This is a genomic window from Mesorhizobium sp. B2-3-12 (assembly GCF_006442205.1).
In the GTDB taxonomy this organism is placed as follows: Bacteria; Pseudomonadota; Alphaproteobacteria; order Rhizobiales; family Rhizobiaceae; genus Mesorhizobium.
In genome coordinates this window covers 204,746-227,006 of sequence record NZ_VFVR01000006.1, presented here as the reverse complement: position 1 = coordinate 227,006, position 22,261 = coordinate 204,746, and the positions used below count along the sequence as shown (strand labels likewise).

Below are 22,261 nucleotides of genomic sequence, written 5' to 3'. Positions count from 1 at the left end.
GTCGAGCTTCGCTCGACACCTCTCTCCCGATCGACGGGATAGAGGAAAGGCACCAGGCTTTTTGCCGTCAACGCTCGTCCAGAAAAGAAAGCTCCCTTCCTTTCCCTCCGGAGGGGGAAAGGTGGCGCTGCGAAGCAGCGACGGATTGGGGGAACCACGTGGCAAGGTGGAAAAGGAAGGCCGCTCACCCCATCAGTCCGCGCGCTGCCACCGGCAGTGTTTCCAGCACCTTTTCACCGTCGATCAGGTTGACGTCGTTGAACAGATTGGTGACGACGCAGCAATGGTCGGGCACCACGCGAACGCGCTCGCCGATGCGCAGCTTGCCGTCGCCCGAAAGCGTGACCGTGCCGTGCTCCTCGCTCAGGCCCGTCACCAGCGCCCCCGGCACGCCCATCAACTCTCCAAAGTCCTTTAGCCCCAGCGTATCGCTGGAAAGGGCCTTGCTGCCGCTATCGAGAATGGCGCGCGTTGCTGTCGGATGGCTGACCACGGTCGCGAGCACCGTCAGCGCGCAATCGTCTGTCGTGCCGACGCCTTTGGCGACCTGGTAGCGGTCGAGATAGATATAGGTGCCGGGCCGGTATTCGGTGACGACTGAGGCATCGGCGCAACGCCACATATCCGGCGTGCCGCCGCTGGAGATGCGCTCACACGCGAGCCCTGAAGTGGCCAGCGCCTGTTTGGCTTCGGCAAGCCAGGCTTCGGCTTCAGCCGCGCGGCCGGCGGCCGGATAGGTCATCAGCCCGCCAAAGGCGAGACCGCCAGCCTGGTCGATCACTCTCGCCAGCGCAACCGCCTCATCGGCCGTCTGCACGCCGCAGCGCCCCATGCCGGTGTCGCATTCGACCAGGACCGATAGCGGATGCCGGGTATCGGTGAAGGTGGCGGCGAGCCCCTCCAGCGTCTGCACGCTGTCGGCCGTGACCGACAGCGTGACGCGGCCGTGCAGCGCCTGCAGCCGTTCGAGCTTGGCGCGCCCAAGGATGTTGTAGGGGAGAAAGATATCCGTCAGCCCGGCATCGGCCATCACCTCGGCCTCGCCGATCTTCTGGCAAGTGATGCCGACGGCACCCGCCGCCACTTGCTTCTTTGCCCAATAAGGCAGCTTGTGCGTCTTGATGTGCGGCCTGAGCTTCAGTCCGTTCTTGTCGGCATGGGCCTGCGCGCGCGCAATGTTGGCTTCGGCGCGCGCGACGTCGATGAGGATCGACGGCGTATCGAGATCATGGATGGTCGGCATCGGCTATATCCCGTGGAGTCCGCAGGCGTTATGAGCCTGAAAGCCGGCGATGTCATGCGGCCAGCAGGCTGGATCGGTGGGCCATGCGCGGGACGCGCAAGGCTCGAACGGGCAAGATGGATCGACACCGCAGCGGCGTTCGGCTATGCGATTGTCGGAAAAATCTACACGAAGGGTCACGATCATGAAACGCTCCGCCATCAACGAAATCATCCGCGAAGCCGACGCTTTCATCCGCTCGTTCGGCTACGTCATGCCGCCCTTCGCCTACTGGTCGCCGGAAGAAATGAAGGCGCGCCAGGTCGACTCCTCGGCCATCCACACCTCGCGGATGGGCTGGGATATCACCGATTACGGCCAGGAGAAGTTCCACGAACTTGGCCTGTTCCTGTTCACCACCCGCAATGGCCGGTACGAGGACATGAAGAAGGGCATGGGCATGCTCTACGCCGAGAAGATCATGATCTCGCGCAAGGACCAGCTGTCGCCGATGCACCGCCACAACGTCAAGGCCGAGGATATCATCAACCGGGGTGGCGGCAAGCTGGTGCTGGAACTGTTCATGCATGATCGTGATGGCGGCATCGACCCCAGGGCCGAGGTTTCGGTGCCTGTCGACGGCACCATCCACAGGCTGCCGGCCGGCGGGCTCCTGAAGCTCGATCCGGGCCAGAGCGTCACGCTGATGCCTGGCGTCTGGCATGCCTTCTGGGCCGAGGGCAAGGACGTGCTGATCGGCGAGGTCTCGACCGTCAACGACGACCTCACCGACAATGTCTTCCGCGAGCCCATCGGCCGTTTCTCCAACATCGAAGAGGACGTCGCTCCCCTCCACCTTCTGGTGGCGGATTACGAGAAGTGGCTGGCCTAGTTCAGGCGCCACGCTCAATGACAGCAGCTTGCCCCTGATTGCACGCTCGTCCGGCACAGGCAGGACGAAGTGATCGGCACATCGGCCCTGGCCAGCGCCGCGGCAAGCCTTGACTGCATCGCCGGCAATTCCTCAGCCTCGCCGCGCCGGCTCAAACATTCCACCAGCCCGTGCAGCGCCCAGACATTGTCCGGGTGCTGGGCGCAGCGCTGCACCCTGCCGCTCAGCCCCAGATCGTCGCGATAGACCTGCTCGGCTTCCGCCGCATGGCCCTGGTCGAGAAGCAGCGCCGCCAGCGCATGGCGCGGCGGGTGCATCCAGGCCCACGGCTCGGTGTAGGACAGATTGTCGTCCATCTCGACCGCGCGCTTGAGATGACCATAGGCCTCCTCGTGCCGGCCCTGATGATAGGCAAGCTCACCGTCGAGCAAGGCCGCACCGACGGCAAGCGAGGCGCGGGCCGGGTTGCTGAGAAAACGGCGCTCGGCTGGGATGCCTTCGAGATGCAGGTGGAACCGTTCTCGCTCCCGCTCGGCTTCGGCGAACTGTCTCAGCGTCGCATGCGCGACGCCCTTGGCGTAGTGCTGCATGGCAGCGGTCAGCACATAGAGATCCGGCCCCGCTGCCATCGGCTCGTCGATGATCTCCCGCCAGCGGCCGAAGCGCACCTCAACATGCGATTTCATTGCGTGATAGCCTTCGACCGTCTGGGTGAGCTTTGGCCGGTCGGGCATGCTGACCACATCGCGCGTCACCAGGCGGCGCACCTCGTTCGCGGCCCACCGTGCCGGGCGGTATTGGCCTGACAACATGCAGGTGAACATCATCAGGTGCAGATCGTGGCAGCAGCCGAGCAGGTAGTAGGTCGGCTCGTCCGCATAGGCGAGATAAAGGTCGTTGGCGCGCACCGCCTTCTCGCTGGCAAGCCTGGCCTTCTCATAATCTCCGCACAGCACATAGATATGCCCCGGCATGTGGTTCATGTGCCCGGCATCGGGGCACATCTCGCCGAGCAGGTCGGCCGAGCGGATGCCGCGTTCGGGCATGGTGGACATTTCCAGGAGATGGATGTGCAAATGGACGATCGCGGGATGCTGGGCGATGCCGGCCTCGTCGGCGAGCCGGATCGAGCGCTCGCAGACGTCCAGCGCCTCGACGACATCGGAATTAGGCGCCGGTTCACCGGTCTTGAGGTCCCACAGGCGCCGCACGGTCCGCATCATCATCGCCTCGACGAACAGCGCCATCACGTCATGATCGTCGGGAAAGTTCTGATAGACCCGCCGCATCGCGGCGGCATAGGCATCATCCCATTGCTCGAATTCCTGCGGGCTCACCCGGTGCGGCTTCTGGAAGCGGCAAGCCAGCGCTTCGATCAGTTGCCTTTCGACGTCGCCAGCGGCGGCCACGCTGGCACGCGCCAACTGGACGTGCTCGAAGCAGCGCCTGGTCGCACTCTCGGCCTCGGCTTCGCCATGCTCCTTCCAGGTGAGATTGTAGAAAGGCCCGGCCGCGTAGGAGATGCCCCAGTGGACCATCGGGCAATCCGGATCGGTCTCCAGCGCCTTCTCAAAGCACTTGATGCCTTCCTCGTGGTTGAAGCCGTAGCACCAGTTGAGCCCGATATCGAACCAGCGCTGGGTCTCGGCGGAGCGGGTGGAGATCGAGCGTCGGTAGGTGCCAAGGTCAAAGCGGTCCATGAATTCTCGTTCCAACTGTTGTCGATTGCAATCCAGACCAGATTCCTTTCTGGCCCGCCGCCCTTATTTTGTCCCTCCGGGCGCCGGTTCGTTTCGCCAGCCAGCCAGGTCCGGCAGGTCGTCAAGCCAGCTTTTCTCGGTCATCACTTCATCGCCGGGCTGCGGAGCAGCCTCCGCCGCGTTTTGAATCAGCCAGTCCATCCACTTCCGATAGGCAGCCGCGTCCAACCGCGGCGGCAGCACCTTGGCCTTGAGCAGCATCCTCTTGCGGAAACTGGTTTGCCGGCGGAGTTTGGTCGTCGTGAACTTGATTGCCTTGCCTTGGTAGTCAACAGTCCAGCGGTCGCCGCCATGGCTGACAAGCCCGTCTACGGCGAAACCGGCATCGACCGGCCTATCCCGCCAGGGAAGTTCGACGGCATTCTTTCGCAGGTCGATAGCCCATCGCCTGTAGCTGGCCCCGGCACGCTGCGGCGGCAGGACACCGGCCTGTTCGAGCACCTTCCTTCGGAAGGTAGGTTGCTTCTTGAGCTGGCCGGTCGTGAACTCAATGCGATGCCCACGAAACTCGACGTGCCACCGCACCCTCCCGTTGCCGACATATTTCACCAGCCTGTCGATGGAGAACTCGTCATCGGCAAGCATCACGCAGCCCTGGCTGATGCTTTCGCGGATGAACTCGGTGTCAGTGACCATCGGGCGGGCTCGTGCGGGAATCTTCAAGAAGCTTAGCCGTGAACGCGCGAGCCGCCATCACATATACCGAGGATCGGAGTGATGAGTGCTATCGAATTTTGGCTGGGGAACCTGGATTCGAACCAGGACTAACGGAGTCAGAGTCCGTGGGTCTACCGTTAACCTATTCCCCAGCAGGCGTGATTTTCACGATAAACGTGAAACCGCGCGGGCCGAGCGGGCTAGCCGCTGTGAGCGCTGCCTTGTAGCCGCCAGCGGAAAATAGTCAAGCCTGCTCTGCGCTTCAATTGCCAGCTTTTGTCGCTGGCTCCGAAAGCCGGCGTTTTCCACTGCGTGCGATCCGCGTCTCAGCTCTCCTTGCGGCTGAATTGCGAGCGTTCGAAGAACAGCACGATGCCCAGGCCCAGAATCAGCGGGATGATGAGATAAAACAGCCGGAACACCAGCAGCGCGGCCAGCACGCCGACAGGGTCCATGTCGGAAAGCCCGGCGAGAAACACCACCTCGAACACACCGAGGCCGCCCGGCGCGTGCGAGATCTGGGCGACCGAGAAGGAGACGAGGAAGACGCCGAGCACGATGAAATAGCCGGGATTGTGCACCTCCGGCAGGGCGAAGAAGATGATCGCGGCTGCCGCCAGGAGTTCGATCGGGCCGATCAGCAACTGCCTGACGACAATCGGCAGCGCCGGATAGTGAAGCTGGAAGCTGGCGATCTTCAGCGGGCGCAGATGCAGCCAGCTGCCGAATATATAGGCGGCGATGAGGATCAGCATGGCGATGCCCGCCGCCTTCGACAGTCCGTGATGGGCGATGCCGGAAAAACGGTCGATAATCTGCGGCTCGAACACCAGCACGAGGCCGGCGGCGAGAATCGTCGACAACACGAAGGTTATCCAGCAGATCGCCACCAGCACGCCGACTTCCTGGCCCGTCAAGCCCCTGGTGCCGTAGGCGCGGTAGCGGATGACGGCGCCGGAAAACACCGAGCCGCCTATATTGTGCGACAGCGCATAGGTGGTGAAGGAGCAGAGCGTCACGAACAGCCACGACACTCGTCTGCCGATATGAAGAAGCGCAATGTGATCGTAGCCGGCGAGCGCGGCGTAGGCGACGACCGAACTCAAGCCAGCCAGCATCCAGTCGCGAGCCGGAATGGCCGCCAGCCCGTCCCAGACGTCGTCGAGCGAGACGCCGCGCAATTCGTGCCAGAGCAGCAGCAGCGAGAAGATCACCGCGCCGATGCCGACGACCGGCCAGAAAAAGCGTTTCCAGTTCATTGCCCGACTGCCATGCGTTGCCTGTCCGCGTCCTTTTCTGTCGAGAGGCCAACCGCGCCCCGAATTCCTCATTAATTTCAGAAATGCCTCATTGAAGCCGGCTATTCAACCGCGAACACTTGTCGCGGCGGATGCTGTCCCGATTTGCCGCGTCCCGCGACGATGTTGCGCTACCAGCCAGGCCTTGCCGGTACATTACGCCAGTGCAAAAGCAGGCCCGCGCCGCCAGCCGGCAAAATTCGGCATGCGGGTCTTGGTGATCGGGCGCGGCACTGTTAGTCTGACGGCAACTTGAAACATGCCAAAGCGCCTGCTGCGTCCGTCACCGGTTCGCGCGGCGCCGGAAGGAACGACAGTGGAAGACCGCGACACCGGCGCAGGCGCGCCGGAGGTGGGCGCGTCCAGCGCTTCCCCGGGGTCATCAGGCCCGGGGACAGCCGGTTGGCAGCAACGCCGCCCGACGGAGCCTCGCTCCGTGAATGGGCAGGTGGGCGACGCGACCCAGAAAGGCAAGCCCAAGAAGCGGCGCAAGCGAAGGCGTGGGCGCAAGGTTTTCGCGCGCGACGAGGCACGCCCCGACGAGAATCGGTTGCCGGTGCAAGGCAAGGTCGCCGTCGCCGCATTGGACTTGAAACCGGTGGCGGTTCAGACGATCGCGCCCGCCGTTCCGTTGCCACGCCCCGAGCAAGGCAACCGCCGGCCGCCGCTGCACGAGCTTCCCGTTTTCGCGGCACTCGACCTCGGTACCAACAATTGCCGGCTCCTGGTCGCCGTTCCCACCCGCCATGGCCAGTTCCGCGTCATCGATGCCTTTTCGCGCATCGTCAGGCTGGGCGAGGGGCTCACCGCCAACGGCCGGCTCGGCCAGCCGGCGATGGACCGCGCCGTCGAGGCGCTCAAGGTCTGCGGCGACAAATTGCGCGGCCGCAAGATCAGGAAGGCAAGGCTGATCGCCACGGAAGCCTGCCGCTCGGCCGAGAATGGCGTCGAGTTTCTCGAACGCGTCGAACGCGAGGCCGGCCTGAAGCTTGAGATCATCGACCGCCAGACCGAAGCCCGTCTTGCGGTTTCCGGCTGCGGCTCGCTGGTCGAGCGCGACACGCAGGGCGTCGTGCTGTTCGACATCGGCGGCGGCTCTTCCGAGATCGCGCTGATCGATCTCACCGGTCGCCGTTCGCCGCGGCTGGCCAACCACATCGTGTCGTGGACATCGCTGCCGGTCGGCGTCGTCTCCTTGGCCGAACGCTTTGGCGGCCGCACCGTGACGCGTGAGATCTTCACCGCCATGGTCGACGACGTCGCAGGCAGGCTTGCCGCCTTCGACGGCCGCGACCGGCTGAGCCACCTCAAGGCCAGCCCGAATTTCCACCTGCTCGGCACTTCTGGCACGGTGACGACACTGGCCGGCGTCCATCTCGATCTCGAACGCTACGACCGCCGCCGGGTCGACGGCCTGTGGATGGATCGCGACAGCGTCGACCGCATGGTCGAAAGGCTGGTTGGCTGGGATTTCCAGCAACGTTGCGCCAACCCTTGCATCGGCGCCGACCGCGCCGATCTGGTGCTCGCCGGCTGTGCTATCCTCGAAGCGATCCGCGCCGTCTGGCCGTCGGAACGGCTGCGCGTCGCCGATCGGGGCCTGCGCGAAGGCATATTGAGCGAGCTGATGGCCGATGACGGCGTCTGGCGCAATGATGGGCGTGGGAGGGCATGATCCCGAGAGGCCGCCGCGGTGCTTTGGTGAACAGTCGACCCCCACTCCGTCGAGCTTCGCTCGCCACCTCTCCCCCGATCGACGGGGGAGAGGAAGGGCGCGAGCTTGGCCAGGCTGGCTCCCTTCCTCTCCCTCCGGAGGGGGGAGAGGTGGCGCTGCGAAGCAGCGACGGAGTGGGGGAAGGCGGTCCTCAAATGCGCAGCCGCCGAAAGATCATGCTCGAACAGGAAACTGGCCGATGACCAAGAAACCGGAAAAACCAGGTTCGGCCAGCATCCGCGTGCTGAAGACGCGGATCAAGAAGAAGAGCGGCCTGAAGGAATCGTCGCGCCGCTGGCTGCAGCGCCACATCAACGATCCCTATGTCCAGCGCTCCAAGGCCGATGGTTATCGCTCGCGTGCGGCCTACAAGCTGATCGAGATCGACGACAAGCACCATCTCTTGAAACCCGGCATGAAGGTCATCGATCTGGGTGCCGCCCCCGGCGGCTGGTGTCAGGTCGCGGCCGCGCGCACGAAATCGACGGCCGAGAACCCGCATGTCATCGGCATCGATTATCTGGAAATGGACGCCGTGCCCGGTGCGCCGGTGCTGCTGATGGATTTTCTCGATCCGCAGGCTCCACAGAAGCTGGCCGAAGCGCTGGGCGGAGACCCGGACGTCGTCCTGTCCGACATGGCGGCACCGACCACCGGCCACAAGCGGACCGACCATATCCGCACCATGCATCTGTGCGAGGTGGCGGCCGATTTCGCGCTGTCGGTCCTGAAGCCCGGCGGCCATTTCCTGGCCAAGACCTTCCAGGGCGGCGCCGAGAACGAACTTCTCTCTATGCTCAAGAAGAATTTCCGCTCCGTCCACCACGTCAAGCCGCCGGCATCGCGCGACGAATCGGTCGAGCTTTATCTCTTGGCGAAAGACTTCAAAGGGCGAGAGACCGCTCCGCCGTCAGGCGGATCGGAACGTCCAGTGGACGTTCCGAAGGGCTCGAGCGCCCGCAGCCATAGCGAAGGGCCGGGGGACGCTGAGGCCTGACTGGCCCACCAACTACCGCTCCGCCGTCAGGCGGATCGGAACGTCCAGTGGACGTTCCGAAGGACTCGAGCGCCCGCAGCCATAGCGAAGGGCCGGGGGACATCGAAGGCTGAATTGGCCGCCTCACTCTCCCGGCGATCTCACCGGTTCCAGCGTCTTCGGCGTCGTCAGCCGGCCATGTCCCGACACGGCGTTGCCGGCGTCGGGCGCCAGCCGCATGAACGACAGCGATGCCGCCGCCGATACCGCCGCCACGATGAAGAAGGCGATGTGGAAATCGCCCAGCGTCAGCGGGCCGCCATGGATCGAGGTCGAGACTTCCAGAACACCGCCGGCAAGGGCCACGCCGAGCGCGATCGAGAGCTGTTGGAACACCGCCGTGATCGGCGTTGCCTTGCTGGTGTCCTCGGCCGACACCTCGGCATAGGAGAGCGCGTTGACGCCGGTGAAGAACATCGAGCGGATGAAGCCGCCGACCAGCAATATGGCCAGCATCAGCGCGTAAGGCGTTTCGGGGGTGAAGAGGCCGTACATGGCGATCGATGCGGCGGCGACCAGCGAGCCGACGATCAGCACGCGCCGGAAGCCGGCAACGCGGAAGATCAGCGCGGTGACGAATTTCATGCCTATGGCGCCGATCGCCGAGACGAAGGTGATCATGCCGGACTGGAACGGTGTCAGCCCGAAACCGATCTGGAACATCAGCGGCAACAGAAATGGCACGGCACCGATGCCGATCCGGAACAGGCTGCCGCCGAGCACCGAGGAGCGGAACACCTGGTTGCGGAACAGCTCGAGCGCCAGCAGCGGATTTTTGGCGCGGCGCGCATGCATCAGGTAGAGCGCGCCCGACACCAGTCCGACGGCCACGGTGATGAGGCCGGTCGCCGGCGGCAGATAGGGCAGGCTGACCACCGACAGGCCGAACACGACACCGGATGCCGCCAGCCCGCTCAGCACGAAACCGATGAAATCGAGCGGCGGCGTCTCGGTGGCTTCGGTTTCCGGCAGGAAGCGTGTCGCCAGCCAGATGCCGATCAGGCCGATCGGAACATTGATCAGGAAAATCCAGTGCCAGGTAAAATAGGTGGTGATGAAGCCGCCGATCGGCGGGCCGACCAGCGGGCCGACGAGTGCTGGAATGGTGAGCCAGGACATGGCGGCGACCAAATCGCTCTTGGGCGTGGCGCGCACCAGAACCAGGCGCCCGACCGGCGTCATCATGGCGCCGCCAATGCCTTGCAGGAAACGCGCAACAACGAAGGCCGGCAGCGAACCCGACAGCGCGCAGGCGACCGAACCGGCAATGAACACGGCGATCGCGGCACGAAAGATGTTCTTGGCGCCGAAGCGGTCGGCCATCCAGCCGCTGATTGGAATGAAGATCGCCAGGGACACAAGATAGGCCGTCAGCGCAAGCTTGAGCGCGATCGGGCTGGTATGGATGTCGATGGCGATCGCCGGCAGCGATGTCGCGATGACGGTCGAATCCATGTTCTCCATGAAAAGAGCGACCGCCAGGATGAGCGGGATTGTGCGGGTCAAGGAACGCGTCCGAATTGGCCAAAACTGCGTTGCCGACTGGGGCAAGCCGATACGAAAGGGCGGTTATCACGCCTTTGGCCTGATGTCGCTTAATTTGCTGTCACGTTTGTGCGACCGCAAGGAGGTTGGCAGTCTCTTGGACGACCTTATCTCGGATGCCGCAAGGCAAGGGCCAGCTACGGAACGGCTTGCGAAAGGTGACGGCTCTCATTATTGTAGTGAATATAACTACCACGGAGGCTTTATCATGGAAGAAGCCGTCTCGGCAGCCGATGCCAACCGCAGGTTTTCTCTTATCCTGCGGGGCGTGCGCGAGGGCCAGAGCTATGTCGTGACCAGTCACGGCCGCCCCGTCGCGCGGATCGTGCCCGCGGATCAGCAGCAGGGTGTCGCTTCCCGCTCACGCACGGCGCTGTTGTCCCGACTCGAACGCCAACCTGTCGTGAATACCGAACGGTGGACCCGTGACGAACTCTATGAGGACGAGCGGTGAAGTTTGCGCTTGACACCAACATCCTTGCCTACGCGGAAGGGATCAACGGTGCCGAGAAGCGCGATATCGCTCTCGATCTGCTGCGCAACCTCCCGCAGGAGTCTGCAGTTGTTCCCGCTCAGGTCCTTGGTGAATTGTACAATGTTCTGGTCCGCAAGGCTGGACGAATGCCCAAGGCTGCCCGTGACGCCCTTCTGAGCTGGCGTGACGCGTTTCCAGTTGCCGCGACCACTCAAGACATAATGATGATGGCCGCTGATCTGGCCAATGATCATCGTCTGGGTATTTGGGATGCGGTCATTCTCTCCGTTGCCTCGCAGGCCGGCTGCAGGCTGCTGCTGTCGGAAGACATGCAAGATGGCTTCACATGGGGTGGGGTCACCGTCGTCAGTCCTTTCGCCTCGCCGCGCCATGCCTTGCTGGATGCTTTCCTCGGCAAGCCATCCGAATAGAAGGCGCAATCATCGTCTTTCCAACGTCATCGCGACGTGTTACCAGCCAGCGCCAATCCTGAAAGGGAATAACGAGTCGGCGCTGTCCATTCCGGTCCAGCGCTTTTTCGCATTCAAAGGGCTGGCCATGGCAAAAATCATCGAAACGTCCACCGGCGCACTGGCGCTGACTTTTGACGACGTGCTTTTGCAGCCACGTCATTCCGAAGTCATGCCCGGCCAGACCGATATCCGCACCTGCATCGCCGGCGACATCGACCTCAACGTGCCTATCCTGTCGGCGGCGATGGATACGGTCACCGAGGCAAGGCTTGCCATCGCCATGGCGCAGGCAGGCGGCATCGGCGTCATCCATCGCAATTTCTCGCCGGCCGAACAGGCCGAGCAGGTACGGCAGGTGAAGAAATTCGAATCCGGCATGGTGGTCAATCCGGTCACCATCGGACCCGACGCCACGCTCGCCGACGCGCTGTCGCTGATGCGCACCTATTCGATCTCGGGCATTCCGGTGGTCGAGAATGGCGGCGCCGGCGGCCACAAGACCGGCCGGCTGGTCGGCATCCTGACCAATCGCGACGTGCGCTTCGCTTCCGATCCGGCGCAGAAGGTCTATGAATTGATGACCCGTGAGAACCTGATCACGGTCAAGGAGAATGTCGACCAAGACGAGGCCAAGCGGCTGCTGCACCAGCACCGCATCGAGAAGCTGGTCGTCGTCGACAAAAAGGGCAATTGCGTCGGGCTGATCACCGTCAAGGACATCGAGAAGTCGCAGCTCAACCCGCACGCCACCAAGGACGCGCAGGGACGCCTGCGCGCCGCGGCCGCCACCAGCGTCGGCGATGACGGCTTCGAACGCGCCGAGCGTCTCATCGAGGCCGGCGTCGACCTTTTGGTGATCGACACCGCGCATGGCCACTCGCAGCGCGTGCTGGACGCGGTGACGCGGGCGAAGAAGCTTTCCAACTCCGTGCGCATCCTGGCCGGCAATGTCGCCACCGCGGAAGGCACGCGGGCGCTGATCGATGCCGGCGCCGACGCAGTCAAGGTCGGCATCGGTCCGGGCTCCATCTGCACCACCCGCATCGTGGCCGGGGTCGGCGTTCCCCAGCTTTCGGCCATCATGTCGGCGGTCGAGACGGCGCACAAATCCGGCGCCTCGGTGATCGCCGATGGCGGCATCAAATATTCCGGCGATCTGGCCAAGGCACTCGCCGCCGGCGCCAGTGCCGCCATGATCGGCTCGTTGCTTGCCGGGACCGACGAGAGTCCGGGCGAGGTCTATCTGCACCAGGGCCGCTCCTTCAAGGCCTATCGCGGCATGGGCTCGGTCGGCGCCATGGCGCGGGGCTCCGCCGATCGCTACTTCCAGGCCGAGGTGCGCGACACGCTGAAACTGGTGCCGGAAGGCATTGAAGGACAGGTTCCCTACAAAGGACCTGTGTCTGGTGTGCTGCATCAGCTTGCAGGCGGGCTGAAAGCCGCTATGGGTTATGTCGGTGGCCGCGACCTTGCCGATTTCCGCGAACGCGCCACCTTTGTGCGCATATCCAACGCCGGACTTCGTGAAAGCCACGCCCATGACGTCACGATTACCCGCGAAAGCCCCAACTATCCCGGCGGAGCCTGATTCTTCCGGGCTTTGGCGCAACTTGACCGCCATGGTGCTGCGCCTGTCGCGCCATGTCGGCGCGCTCTGCTTTCTCTCGGCGGCGGTTTTCATCGCCATGACGGGGATGGAGTTCTTCTATTTCCGTCAATTGAGCGGGGGCCTGTCCTCGCTCGACATGCGTTATTTCGGATTCACACCCGATGAGGGCATGGCCTGGCTGACGGCGCTTGGCCGACGCGGCAGCGAGATCATCTTGGTCTGGCACTACCTGACCTTCGATCTTTTGTTTCCGGCGCTGTTGTCGCTGACGCTGGTCAGCCTGATCCTGGCGACAGCCCGACGCCTGAAGAATTTCCGCGTGCTGCCGGGGCAGGTGCAGTCGATCTTCGCGCTGGTCCTGGTGCTGCCGTATACACTCGCCGACTATGCCCAGAATATCGCCGTGGCGCGCCTTCTGTCCGATTTCCTCTATGCCAACCCGGACTCGCTGTCTTTTGCCTCGGCGCTGATCGTCACCAAATTCGCGCTTCTTGCCGTCCCGCTCATCGTCATTGCCGCTTTCTGGCTGGCGGGCCAAAGACGTCAGGATTGATGCCGTAAAGGGCAGGAGCCATTCAATGAACCAGACGACGATCTTCTGGCCGGTGCTGGCTCACGTGCTGCTGATCTACATCGTCTATGTCGTCATTGGCCGGCGCCGCTACATCGCTGTCAAGTCGGGTGAAGCCAAGGTCGGCCAGTACAAGGTTCGTTCGACCGAGCCGGCCTCTACTGTCACCGTCGCGAACAATTTGATCAACCAGTTCGAACTGCCGGTGCTCTTCTACGTGCTGTGCCTGACACTGCACATGACCAACGGCGTCAACTACATCACCCTCGCCCTGATGTGGATTTTTGTCGCGTCACGCTATTTTCACGCCTGGTTTCACCTGACCAGCAACAACTTGCTGCTGCGCAACCGCTCCTTCGTGCTGGGCGCGGTGGTGCTGGCGCTGGGCTGGATCTGGTTGGCCCTGCACTTGCTCGCAATCGTATGAACTGCGCCAAATCCCTTCTCCAAAGGGAAGGGGGAAAAGGCCCGGCGCTTACAGATCGAACACCGCGATCTTGCGCTTGTCGAACTTGATGCCGATCTCGCCGCGAACAAGCTTCAGCGCCTGTTCGCCGAACACGGCCCGGCGCCAGCCTTGCAGCGCCGGCACATCGGCATCCTCGCCTTCGGCCGCGATACGGTCGATGTCGTCGCTGGAGGCGAGCACCTTCGAGGCCACGCCCTGTCTTTCGGCGACAATCCTGAGCAGCACTTTCAAGAGTTCCGAAGCGGCACTCGAGCCCTCGGGGGGCTGGAAGTTCTTCGGCAGTTTCGGCATCTGCTCCTTTGGCAGGGCAAGCGCGGTGTTGACCGCGCCGAGCAGCGCCGTCGCCGTCGAGGAGCGTTCCCAGCCCTTGGGCGTCGTGCGCAGCTTGGCAAGGCCTGCCGCATCGCGCGGCCCTTGCTGCGCGATCTCGTAGATCGCGTCGTCCTTGAGCACGCGGCCGCGCGGCACGTCGCGCTCGCGCGCCTCACGTTCGCGCCATGCGGCCACGGCCTGCACGATCGCCAGCTCCTGCGGTTTGCGAAGCCGCATCTTGAGCCGCTTCCAGGCGTCCTCGGGGTGCGGATCGTAGGTCTCGCGCGAGGTCAGGACATCCATCTCCTCATTCAGCCAGTGGGCGCGGTTTTCCCGCGCCAGCTCGGCGTTGAGGTGCTGATAGACCTCGATCAGATGGGTGACGTCGGCCAGCGCGTAGTCGAGCTGCTTGTCGGATAGCGGCCGATGGCGCCAATCGGTGAAGCGCGACGACTTGTCGAGCCGCGCGCCGGTGATGCGCTGCACGAGCTGGTCGTAGGAAACACTGTCGCCGAAGCCGCAGACCATCGCCGCAACCTGGGTGTCGAATACCGGATGCGGAACGAGATCGCCGAGATGGACGATGATTTCGATGTCCTGCCTGGCGGCATGGAAGACTTTGACCACCGCCTCGTTGGCCATCAGCCTGAAGAAGGGAGCGAGGTCGATGTCGGGTGACAAAGGATCGATCAGCGCCGTCACGCCGGGCGCCGCCATCTGGATCAGGCACAGGATTGGCCAGAAGGTCGTCTCGCGGATGAATTCGGTGTCGACGGTGACGAATTCCGACTTTTCGAAAGCGGCGAGAACGGTCTCGAGTTCTTTCTGGGTGGTGATGACGTGCATCAAATCGCTTTTGGCAGGAGTAGGGTCTTCCTAGATTTCAGCCGGAAAGGCTTTCGTCAAGCTGTGGTGCCAGCGTCATGGCCCTTCCGGACTGTCTGGATCACTATTTCTCCTGGCCAGCCGCGCGAAAACGGTCGAAGTGCGCAACAGGGCGGTGAAGCGGCTGCGTCTGCCGGCCGGCACGCCGGATCGGGCCTGCATGCGGTAGAGGATCACGGCGATGAACACCGTGTAGACCACGGCGCTGAAGACAAACAGCGCGCTCGGCCCGAAATACTGCATCGCCGTCGAGGCCGCGAAAGGACCGCCAATGGCGCCGAAGGAATAGAACAGCATCAGGGCGGCGTTGATCAGCACGAACTCGCCGGCATCCGCGCGGTCGTTGGAATGCGCGGCCGACAGCGAATAGAGCGGCATGGCGAAACAGCCGAAGAGGAAGATGATGATGAAGTTGAGCAGCGGATTGCTGCCGGCCACGAACACCAGCGCCAGGGCCGAAAGCATTGCGCAGCAGGTCGTCAGCAACAGCACCCGGCGCCGGTCCCAGCGGTCGGAGAGGTAGCCGAGCGGATATTGGATGATGGCGCCGCCGAATATGCCGACGCTGACGAAGGTAACGACATCGGCGACCGACATGCCGATCTGCTCGGCATAGACCGGCGACAAGGTGCGAAAGGCGCTGTTGGTGACGCCGACCGCGATGCAGCCGAAGCAGCCAAGCGGCGAAATCCGCCAGACGCGCGCCAGGTCGAGCTTGACCTCCTCCGGCGGCGTCGGATTGGAGCGGTCGCCAAGCGAGACCGGCACCAGCGACAGCGTGATCATGATCGACATGATGGCGAAGATGGTGAAGCCGCCGGCGCCGAAAACGGGAATCAGGAACTGAGCGCCGGTCACGGAACCCGTATCGACCATCCGGTAGATCGCCAGCACGCGGGCGCGGTCATGGTTGCTGACGCCGGAATTCAGCCAACTCTCGACGATGGTGAACAGCCCGGCGAAACAGAAGCCGCCGGCAAAGCGCACCGCGCACCACATCACTGGATCGAGCACCAGCACGAGCAGCAAGGTGCCGACCGAGGCGATCGCGGCCAGTGCCGAAAACGCCCTGATATGGCCGACCGCCTTCATGACGCGGGTGATGGCCAGGCAGCCAAGCAGGAAGCCGGCGAAATAGAAAGTGCCCATCAATCCGATATCCGATGCCGAAAACCCTTCCTGCGCGCCGCGTAGCGCGATCAGCGTGCTCTGCAGCCCATTGCCGCCGAGCAGGATGCCTGCGGCGAGAAGGAGCGGGATCAGCGGGCGGATTGAGGACATGAAGAGGCGATCACGTATCGGTGATGCCTTTTTGAACCATTGCTCTGGTCAATGCCAGCGGCAAATCCTTGGCACGACCTTGCCGCCAGCCTCCTTGCCTTGACAAACCCGGCCTCCCATGCGCTTTTCGCGCAAATTTTCAGGCTGGGCCTTAATGCTTCGGCCTGCCACCTAGCACCCCGGACTTTTGACCATGACAATGCATCGTTACCGCAGCCATACCTGTGCCCAGTTGAGAAAGAGCGACGTCGGCAACTCCGTCCGCCTGTCGGGCTGGGTGCATCGCGTGCGCGACCATGGCGGCCTGCTGTTCATAGACTTGCGCGATCACTATGGCCTGACCCAGATCGTCGCCGATCCGGATTCGCCCGCGTTCAAGGTCGCCGAGACCGTGCGCGGCGAATGGGTGATCCGCGTCGACGGCGAGGTCAAGGCGCGCTTGCCCGAGACCACCAACGCCAATTTGCCGACCGGCGAGATCGAGATTTTCGCCCGCGAGATCGAGGTGCTGTCGGCGGCCAAGGAACTGCCGCTGCCGGTGTTCGGCGAGCCGGACTATCCCGAGGACATCAGGCTGAAGTACCGCTTCCTCGACCTGCGCCGCGAGACGCTGCACAAGAACATCGTGGCGCGTACGAAAATCATCGCGGAGATGCGCAAGCGCATGGGCGAGGTCGGCTTCACCGAATTCTCGACGCCGATCCTGACCGCCTCGTCGCCGGAAGGCGCGCGCGACTTCCTGGTGCCGTCGCGCATCCACCCCGGCACTTTCTACGCGCTGCCGCAGGCGCCGCAGCAATACAAGCAGCTGATCATGGTGTCGGGCTTCGACCGCTATTTCCAGATCGCGCCCTGTTTCCGCGACGAGGATCCGCGCGCCGACCGTCTGCCCGGCGAATTCTACCAGCTCGACCTCGAAATGAGCTTCGTCGAGCAGGACGACGTGCTGTCGACCATGGAACCGGTGATGCGCGGCGTCTTCGAGACCTTCGCCAACGGCAAGCCGGTGACACAGACATTCCAGCGCATCCCTTATGATGTCGCCATGCGCAAATACGGTTCCGACAAGCCGGACCTGCGCAACCCGATCGAAATGCAGGCCGTCTCCGACCATTTTCGCGACTCCGGCTTCAAGGTGTTTGCCAACATCCTGGCCAACGACCCGAAGGCCGAGGTGTGGGGCATTCCCGCCAAGACCGGCGGCAGCCGCGCTTTCTGCGACCGCATGAACTCGTGGGCGCAGGGCGAGGGCCAGCCGGGGCTGGGCTACATCTTCTGGCGCAAGGAAGGCGACAAGCTCGAAGGCGCTGGCCCGCTCGCCAAGAACATCGGCGAGGAGCGCACCGAGGCGATCCGCCAGCAGCTCGGCCTTGCCGACGGTGACGCTGCCTTCTTCGTCGCCGGTGACCCGAAGAAATTCGTTTCTTTCGCGGGCGCCGCGCGCACGCGCGCCGGCGAGGAACTGAACCTTGTCGACCGCGAACGCTTCGAACTGTGCTGGATCGTCGACTTCCCGTTCTTCGAATGGAACGAGGAGGAGAAGAAGATCGACTTCGCCCACAACCCGTTCTCGATGCCGCAAGGTGGCATCGATGCGCTGAACGGCGAGGATCTGCTCGGCATCAAGGCGTTCCAGTACGACATGGTCTGCAACGGTTTCGAGATCGCCTCGGGCGGTATCCGCAACCACTTGCCCGAAACCATGGTCAAGGCGTTCGAGACGGTCGGGCTCGACCGCGCCACGGTCGAGGAGCGCTTCGGCGGCCTCTACCGCGCCTTCCAGTATGGCGCGCCGCCGCATGGCGGCATGGCCGCCGGCGTCGACCGCGTCGTCATGCTGCTGGTCGGCGCCAAGAACCTGCGTGAGATCACCATGTTCCCGATGAACCAGCAGGCCTACGATCTGTTGATGAACGCCCCGTCGGAAGCCTCGCCGCAGCAGCTTCGCGAACTGGCGCTGCGCGTCGCGCCGACCAAGAAGGACGCCTGAGCGGAGCTTCGGGCTTCACTTCAGGAACTTGCTCGAACCGGTTCTTTCGATTCGGCGATCCATCAAAAAGCCCGGCATCGCTGCCGGGCTTTTTTCGTGTCCTGAGATCGTTTCGATCAGTCCTCGTTCGCCTTGACGGTCACGCCGAGCGTCTTCGGCAGGTCGAGCGGGTTGGACATGGCGCCGGCCATGATCAGCGCGAAGGGCACCGATGCCGGCGGCTCGGCCGAGATTTCGAGGCTCTTCGGATCGTCGAGATACTTGCTGACCGCCGCGGTCACCTGGGCCGTCAGTTCCGGATTGTTGAGCTGCGCCATGCCGAACGGCACGATCGCCTTGGCCTGGTTGGCGATGTCCTTGGCCGACATGCCCTGCTGCTTGCCGACATAGTCCAGCACCTTGCCGGTCAGCGAATCGTCGTCGAAGCGGATCGACGCGCTGTTGAACGACAGCTGCTGCAGCAGGCCGAGCATGGCCATGCCTTGCGCCGAATTGTCGGCGCCTTCCGGCTGCGCGGCCATCTTCTTCTGCATTTCCTGCAGCGACTTGATGAAGTCGATCGTGTAGCCGCCGAGGTCGAAGGTCATGCCGAGCGTGCCGGCATTCTCAACGGAGATGTCGTATTTCGACAGTTCCATCTTACCGTCCGATGGCTGCCAGGTGCCCGCCATTTCGAGATTGCCGGAGATGTTCTGGTAGCCGAGCGCGTTGATGACTTCCTTGGACTTGGGATCGTCGACCAGCGAGAGATCGGCCGTGAACTTCTCCGTATTGGCGGTAAAGTCCATCGCCTTGCCGTCGGCCGGCGGCGTGATCTGGATGGCAAGGCCGTCCATGGAGAAGGCGGTCTTGTCGGCGACCTTGACCGTCATGTTCGACAGTTCGGCGGATTTGTACATCATCAGCGAGCCAAGCGGGCTGGTGGAGCCCTCGGCCGGCACCGTCATGTCATGGATGACGAAGGGGCTGAGATCGAGGGTGACGCCGTCCTTGCTGTGTTCGAAGGCCGAGGTCGACACTGTGCCGATATCATAGCCGCCATTGGCTTCGGTGATGTTCTCGAGCTTGACGTCGCCGATCGCTAGCGCTTCCTTTTCCGCGGCCGGTTTCACCGACACGCCCTGCAGCACCATGCTGGTGTTGTCGCCTGTCACGCCGGTCCAGGAGATGTCGACGCCCTGTGCGGAGAGCGCCGCCTTGAGCCGGTCGGCGACCGCTGCATCCTGGGCAAGGGCCGCGTTCAGCGGCAGCGTGAGCAAGAAAGTCGAAAAAGCCAGTTTCTGGAGAGTGGAGCGTTTGATTGTCATCGCGAGGTCCCTGAGTGTGTCCTGAAAATTGTTTTTCAATTCTTTGCGCTGTCACCATTCCGTGACGAACTGGACGGGAAGAAGGCGCATCCCGCCACATTGGTCAAAAATCCAGGCGAAAGGCAAACCCGAACCGATGTCATTGTCCATACCGGTAAATTCGCCATGAAGATCGGGCCCGTCCCGCACTGTCGCGCTTGGCAATAGAGACGGCATGTAACAGATTGATGTTGGCCGGCAAGCTTCCTCTTCCGCTTGGATGTTGCAGAACCATGGGATCGAAACGATCGCCAGGCACGCGCCTCTTGCCGCGAATCACCCGCTCGGCTAGGTCCAGCCCATGGGAAAAAGGCTTTTGCCGCCTGACGATGGCGGCGGCGATCATATCGAACCGGTCGATCTGAAGAAGGCGCTGGAAGAGCGCTATCTCGCCTATGCGCTGTCGACCATCATGCACCGGGCGCTGCCGGACGTGCGTGACGGGCTGAAGCCGGTCCATCGCCGCATCATGCACGCCATGCGCCTGCTGCGCCTCAATCCCGACCAGGGTTTCGCCAAATGCGCCCGTATCGTCGGCGAGGTGATGGGCAAGTTCCACCCGCATGGCGACCAGTCGATCTATGATGCGCTGGTGCGGCTGGCGCAGGATTTTTCGATGCGCTATCCCCTGGTCGACGGCCAAGGCAATTTCGGCAACATCGACGGCGATAACGCCGCCGCCATGCGCTACACCGAAGCGCGCATGACCGACGTGGCGACCGACTTGCTTGCCGGCATCACCGAGGACGCCGTCGACTATCGGCCGACCTACAATGAAGAGGACGAGGAGCCGGTGGTGCTCCCCGGTGCCTTCCCCAATCTGCTGGCCAACGGCTCGTCCGGCATTGCGGTCGGCATGGCGACATCCATTCCGCCGCACAACGCGGCCGAACTCTGCGACGCCGCGCTTCACCTGATCGAGCATCGCGACGCGCCGGTGGCCAAGCTGATGGATTTCGTCCAAGGCCCGGATTTTCCGACCGGCGGCATCATCGTCGACAGCCGCGCCTCCATCTTGGAAGCCTACGAGACCGGTCGCGGCGGCTTTCGCGTGCGCTCGAAATGGAGCCAGGAAGACCAGGGCAGGGGCACCTGGAGCATCGTCGTCACCGAGATCCCCTATGGGGTGCAGAAGGCGCGGCTGATCGAGAAGATCGCCGAGCTGTTGATGGCCCGCAAGCTGCCGCTGCTCGAGGATATCAGGGACGAAAGCGCCGAGGACATTCGCGTCGTGCTGGTGCCCAAGAGCCGTTCCGTCGACCCGGGCATCCTGATGGAATCGCTGTTCAAGCTCACCGAACTCGAAAGTCGTTTCCCGCTCAACATGAACGTGCTCTCGCGCGGCAAGGTGCCCAACGTGCTCTCGCTGAAAGGCGTGCTGCAGGAATGGCTGGATCACCGCCGCGACGTCCTCATCCGCCGCTCGAAACATCGCCTCGGCGAGATCGAGAGGCGGCTGGAAATCCTCGCCGGCTACCTGATCGCCTATCTCAACATCGACGAGGTGATCAAGATCATCCGCGAGGAGGATGAGCCCAAGCAGGTCATGATGGCCCGCTGGTCGCTCACCGACACCCAGGCCGAAGCCATCCTCAACATGCGCCTGCGCGCTTTGCGCAAGCTGGAGGAGTTCGAGATCCGCAAGGAATTCGACGGCTTGACCGCCGAGAAGAAGCAGATCGAGGCGCTGCTGGCGTCCGATGCCAAGCAGTGGGCGACGATCAAGTGGGAAGTTACCCAGGTTCGCGACAAGTTCGGCCCTGAGACCGAACTCGGCAAGCGCCGCACCCAGTTTGCCGATGCGCCCGAGCACGACCTGACCGATATCGCGCACGCCATGATCGAGCGCGAGCCGGTGACCGTCGTTGTTTCGGAAAAGGGCTGGCTCAGGGCAATGAAGGGGCATCTGGCCGATCTTTCGACACTGACCTTCAAGGAGGGCGACAGCCTCAAGCTCGCCTTCCATGCCCAGACCACCGACAAGGTGCTGGTCTTCACCACCGGCGGCAAGTTCTACACGATCGGCGCCGACCGGCTGCCGGGCGGACGCGGCCATGGCGAGCCGATCCGCATCATCGTCGACATGGACAATGACCAGGACATCGTCACCGCCTTCGTCCACGATCCCAAACGCAAGCTGCTGCTCGCCTCGTTCGACGCCAATGGCTTCATCGTTCCGGAGGAAGAGGTGGTCGCCAACACCCGCAAGGGCAAGCAGGTGATGAACGTCAAGGCACCCGACGAAGCCAAGCGCTGCGTGCCGCTCATCGGGGATCACCTGGCCATCGTCGGCGAGAATCGCAAGATGCTGGTGTTCGCGCTCTCCGAGATTCCGGAGATGGGTCGCGGCAAGGGCGTGCGGCTGCAGAAATACAAGGATGGCGGACTGCTCGATCTCAAGCCGTTCACATTGGAGACCGGCCTGTCCTGGCAGGATTCGGCCGACCGCACCTTCACGAGGTCGCGCGAGGAATTGGCCGAATGGATCGGCGCGCGGGCCTCGGCGGGACGCATGGTGCCGAAAGGGTTCCCGAGAACTGGGAAGTTTGGGTAACTTGGCCCTCTTCCTTCTCCCCTTGTGGGAGAAGGTGGCCTCGCGAAGCGAGGTCGGATGAGGGGTGTTCCAGGGAACGCCAACGTCTCACTCCGCTGGAACACCCCTCAACCGTCTCGGCGCTGCGCGCCGATCCACCGCCCTGGGCGAGCCACGGGCCTCGCCCGCCCTT

Annotated in this window: 18 protein-coding genes and 1 tRNA gene; 10 read left to right on the top strand and 9 right to left on the bottom strand. The window is 63.3% G+C overall.

Annotation, left to right across the window (positions count from 1 at the left end; all coding sequences use genetic code 11):
- Positions 1–184 precede the first annotated feature (184 nt).
- Positions 185–1,243, bottom strand: coding sequence for a D-TA family PLP-dependent enzyme (locus FJ948_RS18975; protein WP_140707005.1), 1,059 nt, complete (start codon positions 1,241–1,243; stop codon positions 185–187).
- A 184-nt stretch (positions 1,244–1,427) separates the two neighbouring features.
- Between FJ948_RS18975 and FJ948_RS18970 the strand changes: the two genes are divergently transcribed.
- Positions 1,428–2,114 carry a D-lyxose/D-mannose family sugar isomerase gene (locus FJ948_RS18970; protein ID WP_140707003.1) on the top strand — a complete coding sequence of 229 codons (687 nt, stop codon included), beginning with the start codon at positions 1,428–1,430 and terminating at the stop codon, positions 2,112–2,114.
- A gap of 14 nt (positions 2,115–2,128) precedes the next feature.
- Here the strand turns inward: FJ948_RS18970 and FJ948_RS18965 are convergent, their stop codons facing one another.
- From FJ948_RS18965 to FJ948_RS18950, 4 genes are all read right to left on the bottom strand, one after another.
- Positions 2,129–3,814 carry a hypothetical protein gene (locus FJ948_RS18965; RefSeq protein ID WP_140707001.1) on the bottom strand — a complete coding sequence of 562 codons (1,686 nt, stop codon included), beginning with the start codon at positions 3,812–3,814 and terminating at the stop codon, positions 2,129–2,131.
- Positions 3,815–3,877: 63 nt separating this feature from the next.
- A complete protein-coding gene (locus FJ948_RS18960; protein ID WP_140706999.1) occupies positions 3,878–4,510 on the bottom strand; it encodes a hypothetical protein in 633 nt (210 codons plus the stop codon).
- A 99-nt stretch (positions 4,511–4,609) separates the two neighbouring features.
- Positions 4,610–4,683: transfer RNA gene (locus FJ948_RS18955), tRNA-Gln, on the bottom strand.
- Positions 4,684–4,857: 174 nt separating this feature from the next.
- Positions 4,858–5,790 carry a lysylphosphatidylglycerol synthase domain-containing protein gene (locus tag FJ948_RS18950; RefSeq protein ID WP_140706997.1) on the bottom strand — a complete coding sequence of 311 codons (933 nt, stop codon included), beginning with the start codon at positions 5,788–5,790 and terminating at the stop codon, positions 4,858–4,860.
- 355 nt (positions 5,791–6,145) lie between these two features.
- On the opposite strand from FJ948_RS18950, the gene FJ948_RS18945 reads away from it, so the two are divergent.
- Entirely contained in the window at positions 6,146–7,504 is a 1,359-nt protein-coding gene (locus tag FJ948_RS18945) for a Ppx/GppA phosphatase family protein (protein WP_140707308.1), read from the top strand.
- 238 nt (positions 7,505–7,742) lie between these two features.
- On the top strand, positions 7,743–8,540 hold the full coding sequence (locus tag FJ948_RS18935; protein WP_140706995.1) for an RlmE family RNA methyltransferase: 798 nt from the start codon (positions 7,743–7,745) through the stop codon (positions 8,538–8,540).
- Positions 8,541–8,663: 123 nt separating this feature from the next.
- Here FJ948_RS18935 and FJ948_RS18925 read toward each other — a convergent pair whose 3' ends face one another.
- Positions 8,664–10,085 carry an MFS transporter gene (locus FJ948_RS18925; protein ID WP_140706993.1) on the bottom strand — a complete coding sequence of 474 codons (1,422 nt, stop codon included), beginning with the start codon at positions 10,083–10,085 and terminating at the stop codon, positions 8,664–8,666.
- Between the two features lie 247 nt (positions 10,086–10,332).
- On the opposite strand from FJ948_RS18925, the gene FJ948_RS18920 reads away from it, so the two are divergent.
- The 5 genes from FJ948_RS18920 to FJ948_RS18900 all read left to right on the top strand — a co-directional run bounded on the left by FJ948_RS18920 (position 10,333) and on the right by FJ948_RS18900 (position 13,679).
- Complete coding sequence (locus tag FJ948_RS18920; protein WP_140707306.1) at positions 10,333–10,578, top strand: type II toxin-antitoxin system prevent-host-death family antitoxin; 246 nt, start codon at positions 10,333–10,335, stop codon at positions 10,576–10,578.
- A complete protein-coding gene (locus FJ948_RS18915) occupies positions 10,575–11,030 on the top strand; it encodes a PIN domain-containing protein (RefSeq protein WP_140706992.1) in 456 nt (151 codons plus the stop codon). The genes FJ948_RS18920 and FJ948_RS18915 overlap by 4 nt, the downstream gene beginning before the upstream one ends.
- Positions 11,031–11,157: 127 nt before the next feature.
- Positions 11,158–12,660, top strand: a complete 1,503-nt coding sequence (guaB, locus tag FJ948_RS18910) for an IMP dehydrogenase (RefSeq protein ID WP_140706990.1) — start codon at positions 11,158–11,160, stop codon at positions 12,658–12,660.
- 31 nt (positions 12,661–12,691) lie between these two features.
- Entirely contained in the window at positions 12,692–13,234 is a 543-nt protein-coding gene (locus FJ948_RS18905; RefSeq protein ID WP_181173729.1) for a hypothetical protein, read from the top strand.
- Positions 13,235–13,259: 25 nt separating this feature from the next.
- The gene (locus tag FJ948_RS18900; protein WP_140706986.1) at positions 13,260–13,679 is read left to right on the top strand and encodes an MAPEG family protein; all 420 of its coding nucleotides are present in this window, start codon (positions 13,260–13,262) and stop codon (positions 13,677–13,679) included.
- A gap of 48 nt (positions 13,680–13,727) precedes the next feature.
- Here FJ948_RS18900 and rnd read toward each other — a convergent pair whose 3' ends face one another.
- Entirely contained in the window at positions 13,728–14,879 is a 1,152-nt protein-coding gene (gene rnd, locus FJ948_RS18895) for a ribonuclease D (RefSeq protein ID WP_140706984.1), read from the bottom strand.
- A 75-nt stretch (positions 14,880–14,954) separates the two neighbouring features.
- A complete protein-coding gene (locus tag FJ948_RS18890; RefSeq protein ID WP_140706982.1) occupies positions 14,955–16,199 on the bottom strand; it encodes an MFS transporter in 1,245 nt (414 codons plus the stop codon).
- A gap of 199 nt (positions 16,200–16,398) precedes the next feature.
- Here FJ948_RS18890 and aspS point away from each other — a divergent pair, with 199 nt between their 5' ends.
- The gene (aspS, locus tag FJ948_RS18885; RefSeq protein WP_181173728.1) at positions 16,399–18,189 is read left to right on the top strand and encodes an aspartate--tRNA ligase; all 1,791 of its coding nucleotides are present in this window, start codon (positions 16,399–16,401) and stop codon (positions 18,187–18,189) included.
- 116 nt (positions 18,190–18,305) lie between these two features.
- On the opposite strand, the gene FJ948_RS18880 is transcribed toward aspS, so the two are convergent.
- Positions 18,306–19,496, bottom strand: a complete 1,191-nt coding sequence (locus tag FJ948_RS18880) for a hypothetical protein (RefSeq protein ID WP_140706978.1) — start codon at positions 19,494–19,496, stop codon at positions 18,306–18,308.
- 340 nt (positions 19,497–19,836) lie between these two features.
- Here FJ948_RS18880 and parC point away from each other — a divergent pair, with 340 nt between their 5' ends.
- The gene (gene parC, locus FJ948_RS18875) at positions 19,837–22,089 is read left to right on the top strand and encodes a DNA topoisomerase IV subunit A (protein ID WP_140706976.1); all 2,253 of its coding nucleotides are present in this window, start codon (positions 19,837–19,839) and stop codon (positions 22,087–22,089) included.
- Positions 22,090–22,261: the final 172 nt, after the last annotated feature.

What these genes read in the sequence shown, in the direction of transcription:
- parC (WP_140706976.1), top strand. Translation starts at nt 19,837, where the DNA reads ATGGGAAAAAGGCTTTTGCCGCCTGACGATGGCGGCGGCGATCATATC.
- FJ948_RS18935 (WP_140706995.1), top strand. Translation starts at nt 7,743, where the DNA reads ATGACCAAGAAACCGGAAAAACCAGGTTCGGCCAGCATCCGCGTGCTG.
- FJ948_RS18890 (WP_140706982.1), bottom strand. Translation starts at nt 16,199, where the DNA reads ATGTCCTCAATCCGCCCGCTGATCCCGCTCCTTCTCGCCGCAGGCATC.
- FJ948_RS18920 (WP_140707306.1), top strand. Translation starts at nt 10,333, where the DNA reads ATGGAAGAAGCCGTCTCGGCAGCCGATGCCAACCGCAGGTTTTCTCTT.
- FJ948_RS18970 (WP_140707003.1), top strand. Translation starts at nt 1,428, where the DNA reads ATGAAACGCTCCGCCATCAACGAAATCATCCGCGAAGCCGACGCTTTC.
- aspS (WP_181173728.1), top strand. Translation starts at nt 16,399, where the DNA reads ATGCATCGTTACCGCAGCCATACCTGTGCCCAGTTGAGAAAGAGCGAC.
- FJ948_RS18905 (WP_181173729.1), top strand. Translation starts at nt 12,692, where the DNA reads ATGGTGCTGCGCCTGTCGCGCCATGTCGGCGCGCTCTGCTTTCTCTCG.
- FJ948_RS18975 (WP_140707005.1), bottom strand. Translation starts at nt 1,243, where the DNA reads ATGCCGACCATCCATGATCTCGATACGCCGTCGATCCTCATCGACGTC.
- FJ948_RS18950 (WP_140706997.1), bottom strand. Translation starts at nt 5,790, where the DNA reads ATGAACTGGAAACGCTTTTTCTGGCCGGTCGTCGGCATCGGCGCGGTG.
- FJ948_RS18880 (WP_140706978.1), bottom strand. Translation starts at nt 19,496, where the DNA reads ATGACAATCAAACGCTCCACTCTCCAGAAACTGGCTTTTTCGACTTTC.
- rnd (WP_140706984.1), bottom strand. Translation starts at nt 14,879, where the DNA reads ATGCACGTCATCACCACCCAGAAAGAACTCGAGACCGTTCTCGCCGCT.
- guaB (WP_140706990.1), top strand. Translation starts at nt 11,158, where the DNA reads ATGGCAAAAATCATCGAAACGTCCACCGGCGCACTGGCGCTGACTTTT.
- FJ948_RS18900 (WP_140706986.1), top strand. Translation starts at nt 13,260, where the DNA reads ATGAACCAGACGACGATCTTCTGGCCGGTGCTGGCTCACGTGCTGCTG.
- FJ948_RS18960 (WP_140706999.1), bottom strand. Translation starts at nt 4,510, where the DNA reads ATGGTCACTGACACCGAGTTCATCCGCGAAAGCATCAGCCAGGGCTGC.
- FJ948_RS18965 (WP_140707001.1), bottom strand. Translation starts at nt 3,814, where the DNA reads ATGGACCGCTTTGACCTTGGCACCTACCGACGCTCGATCTCCACCCGC.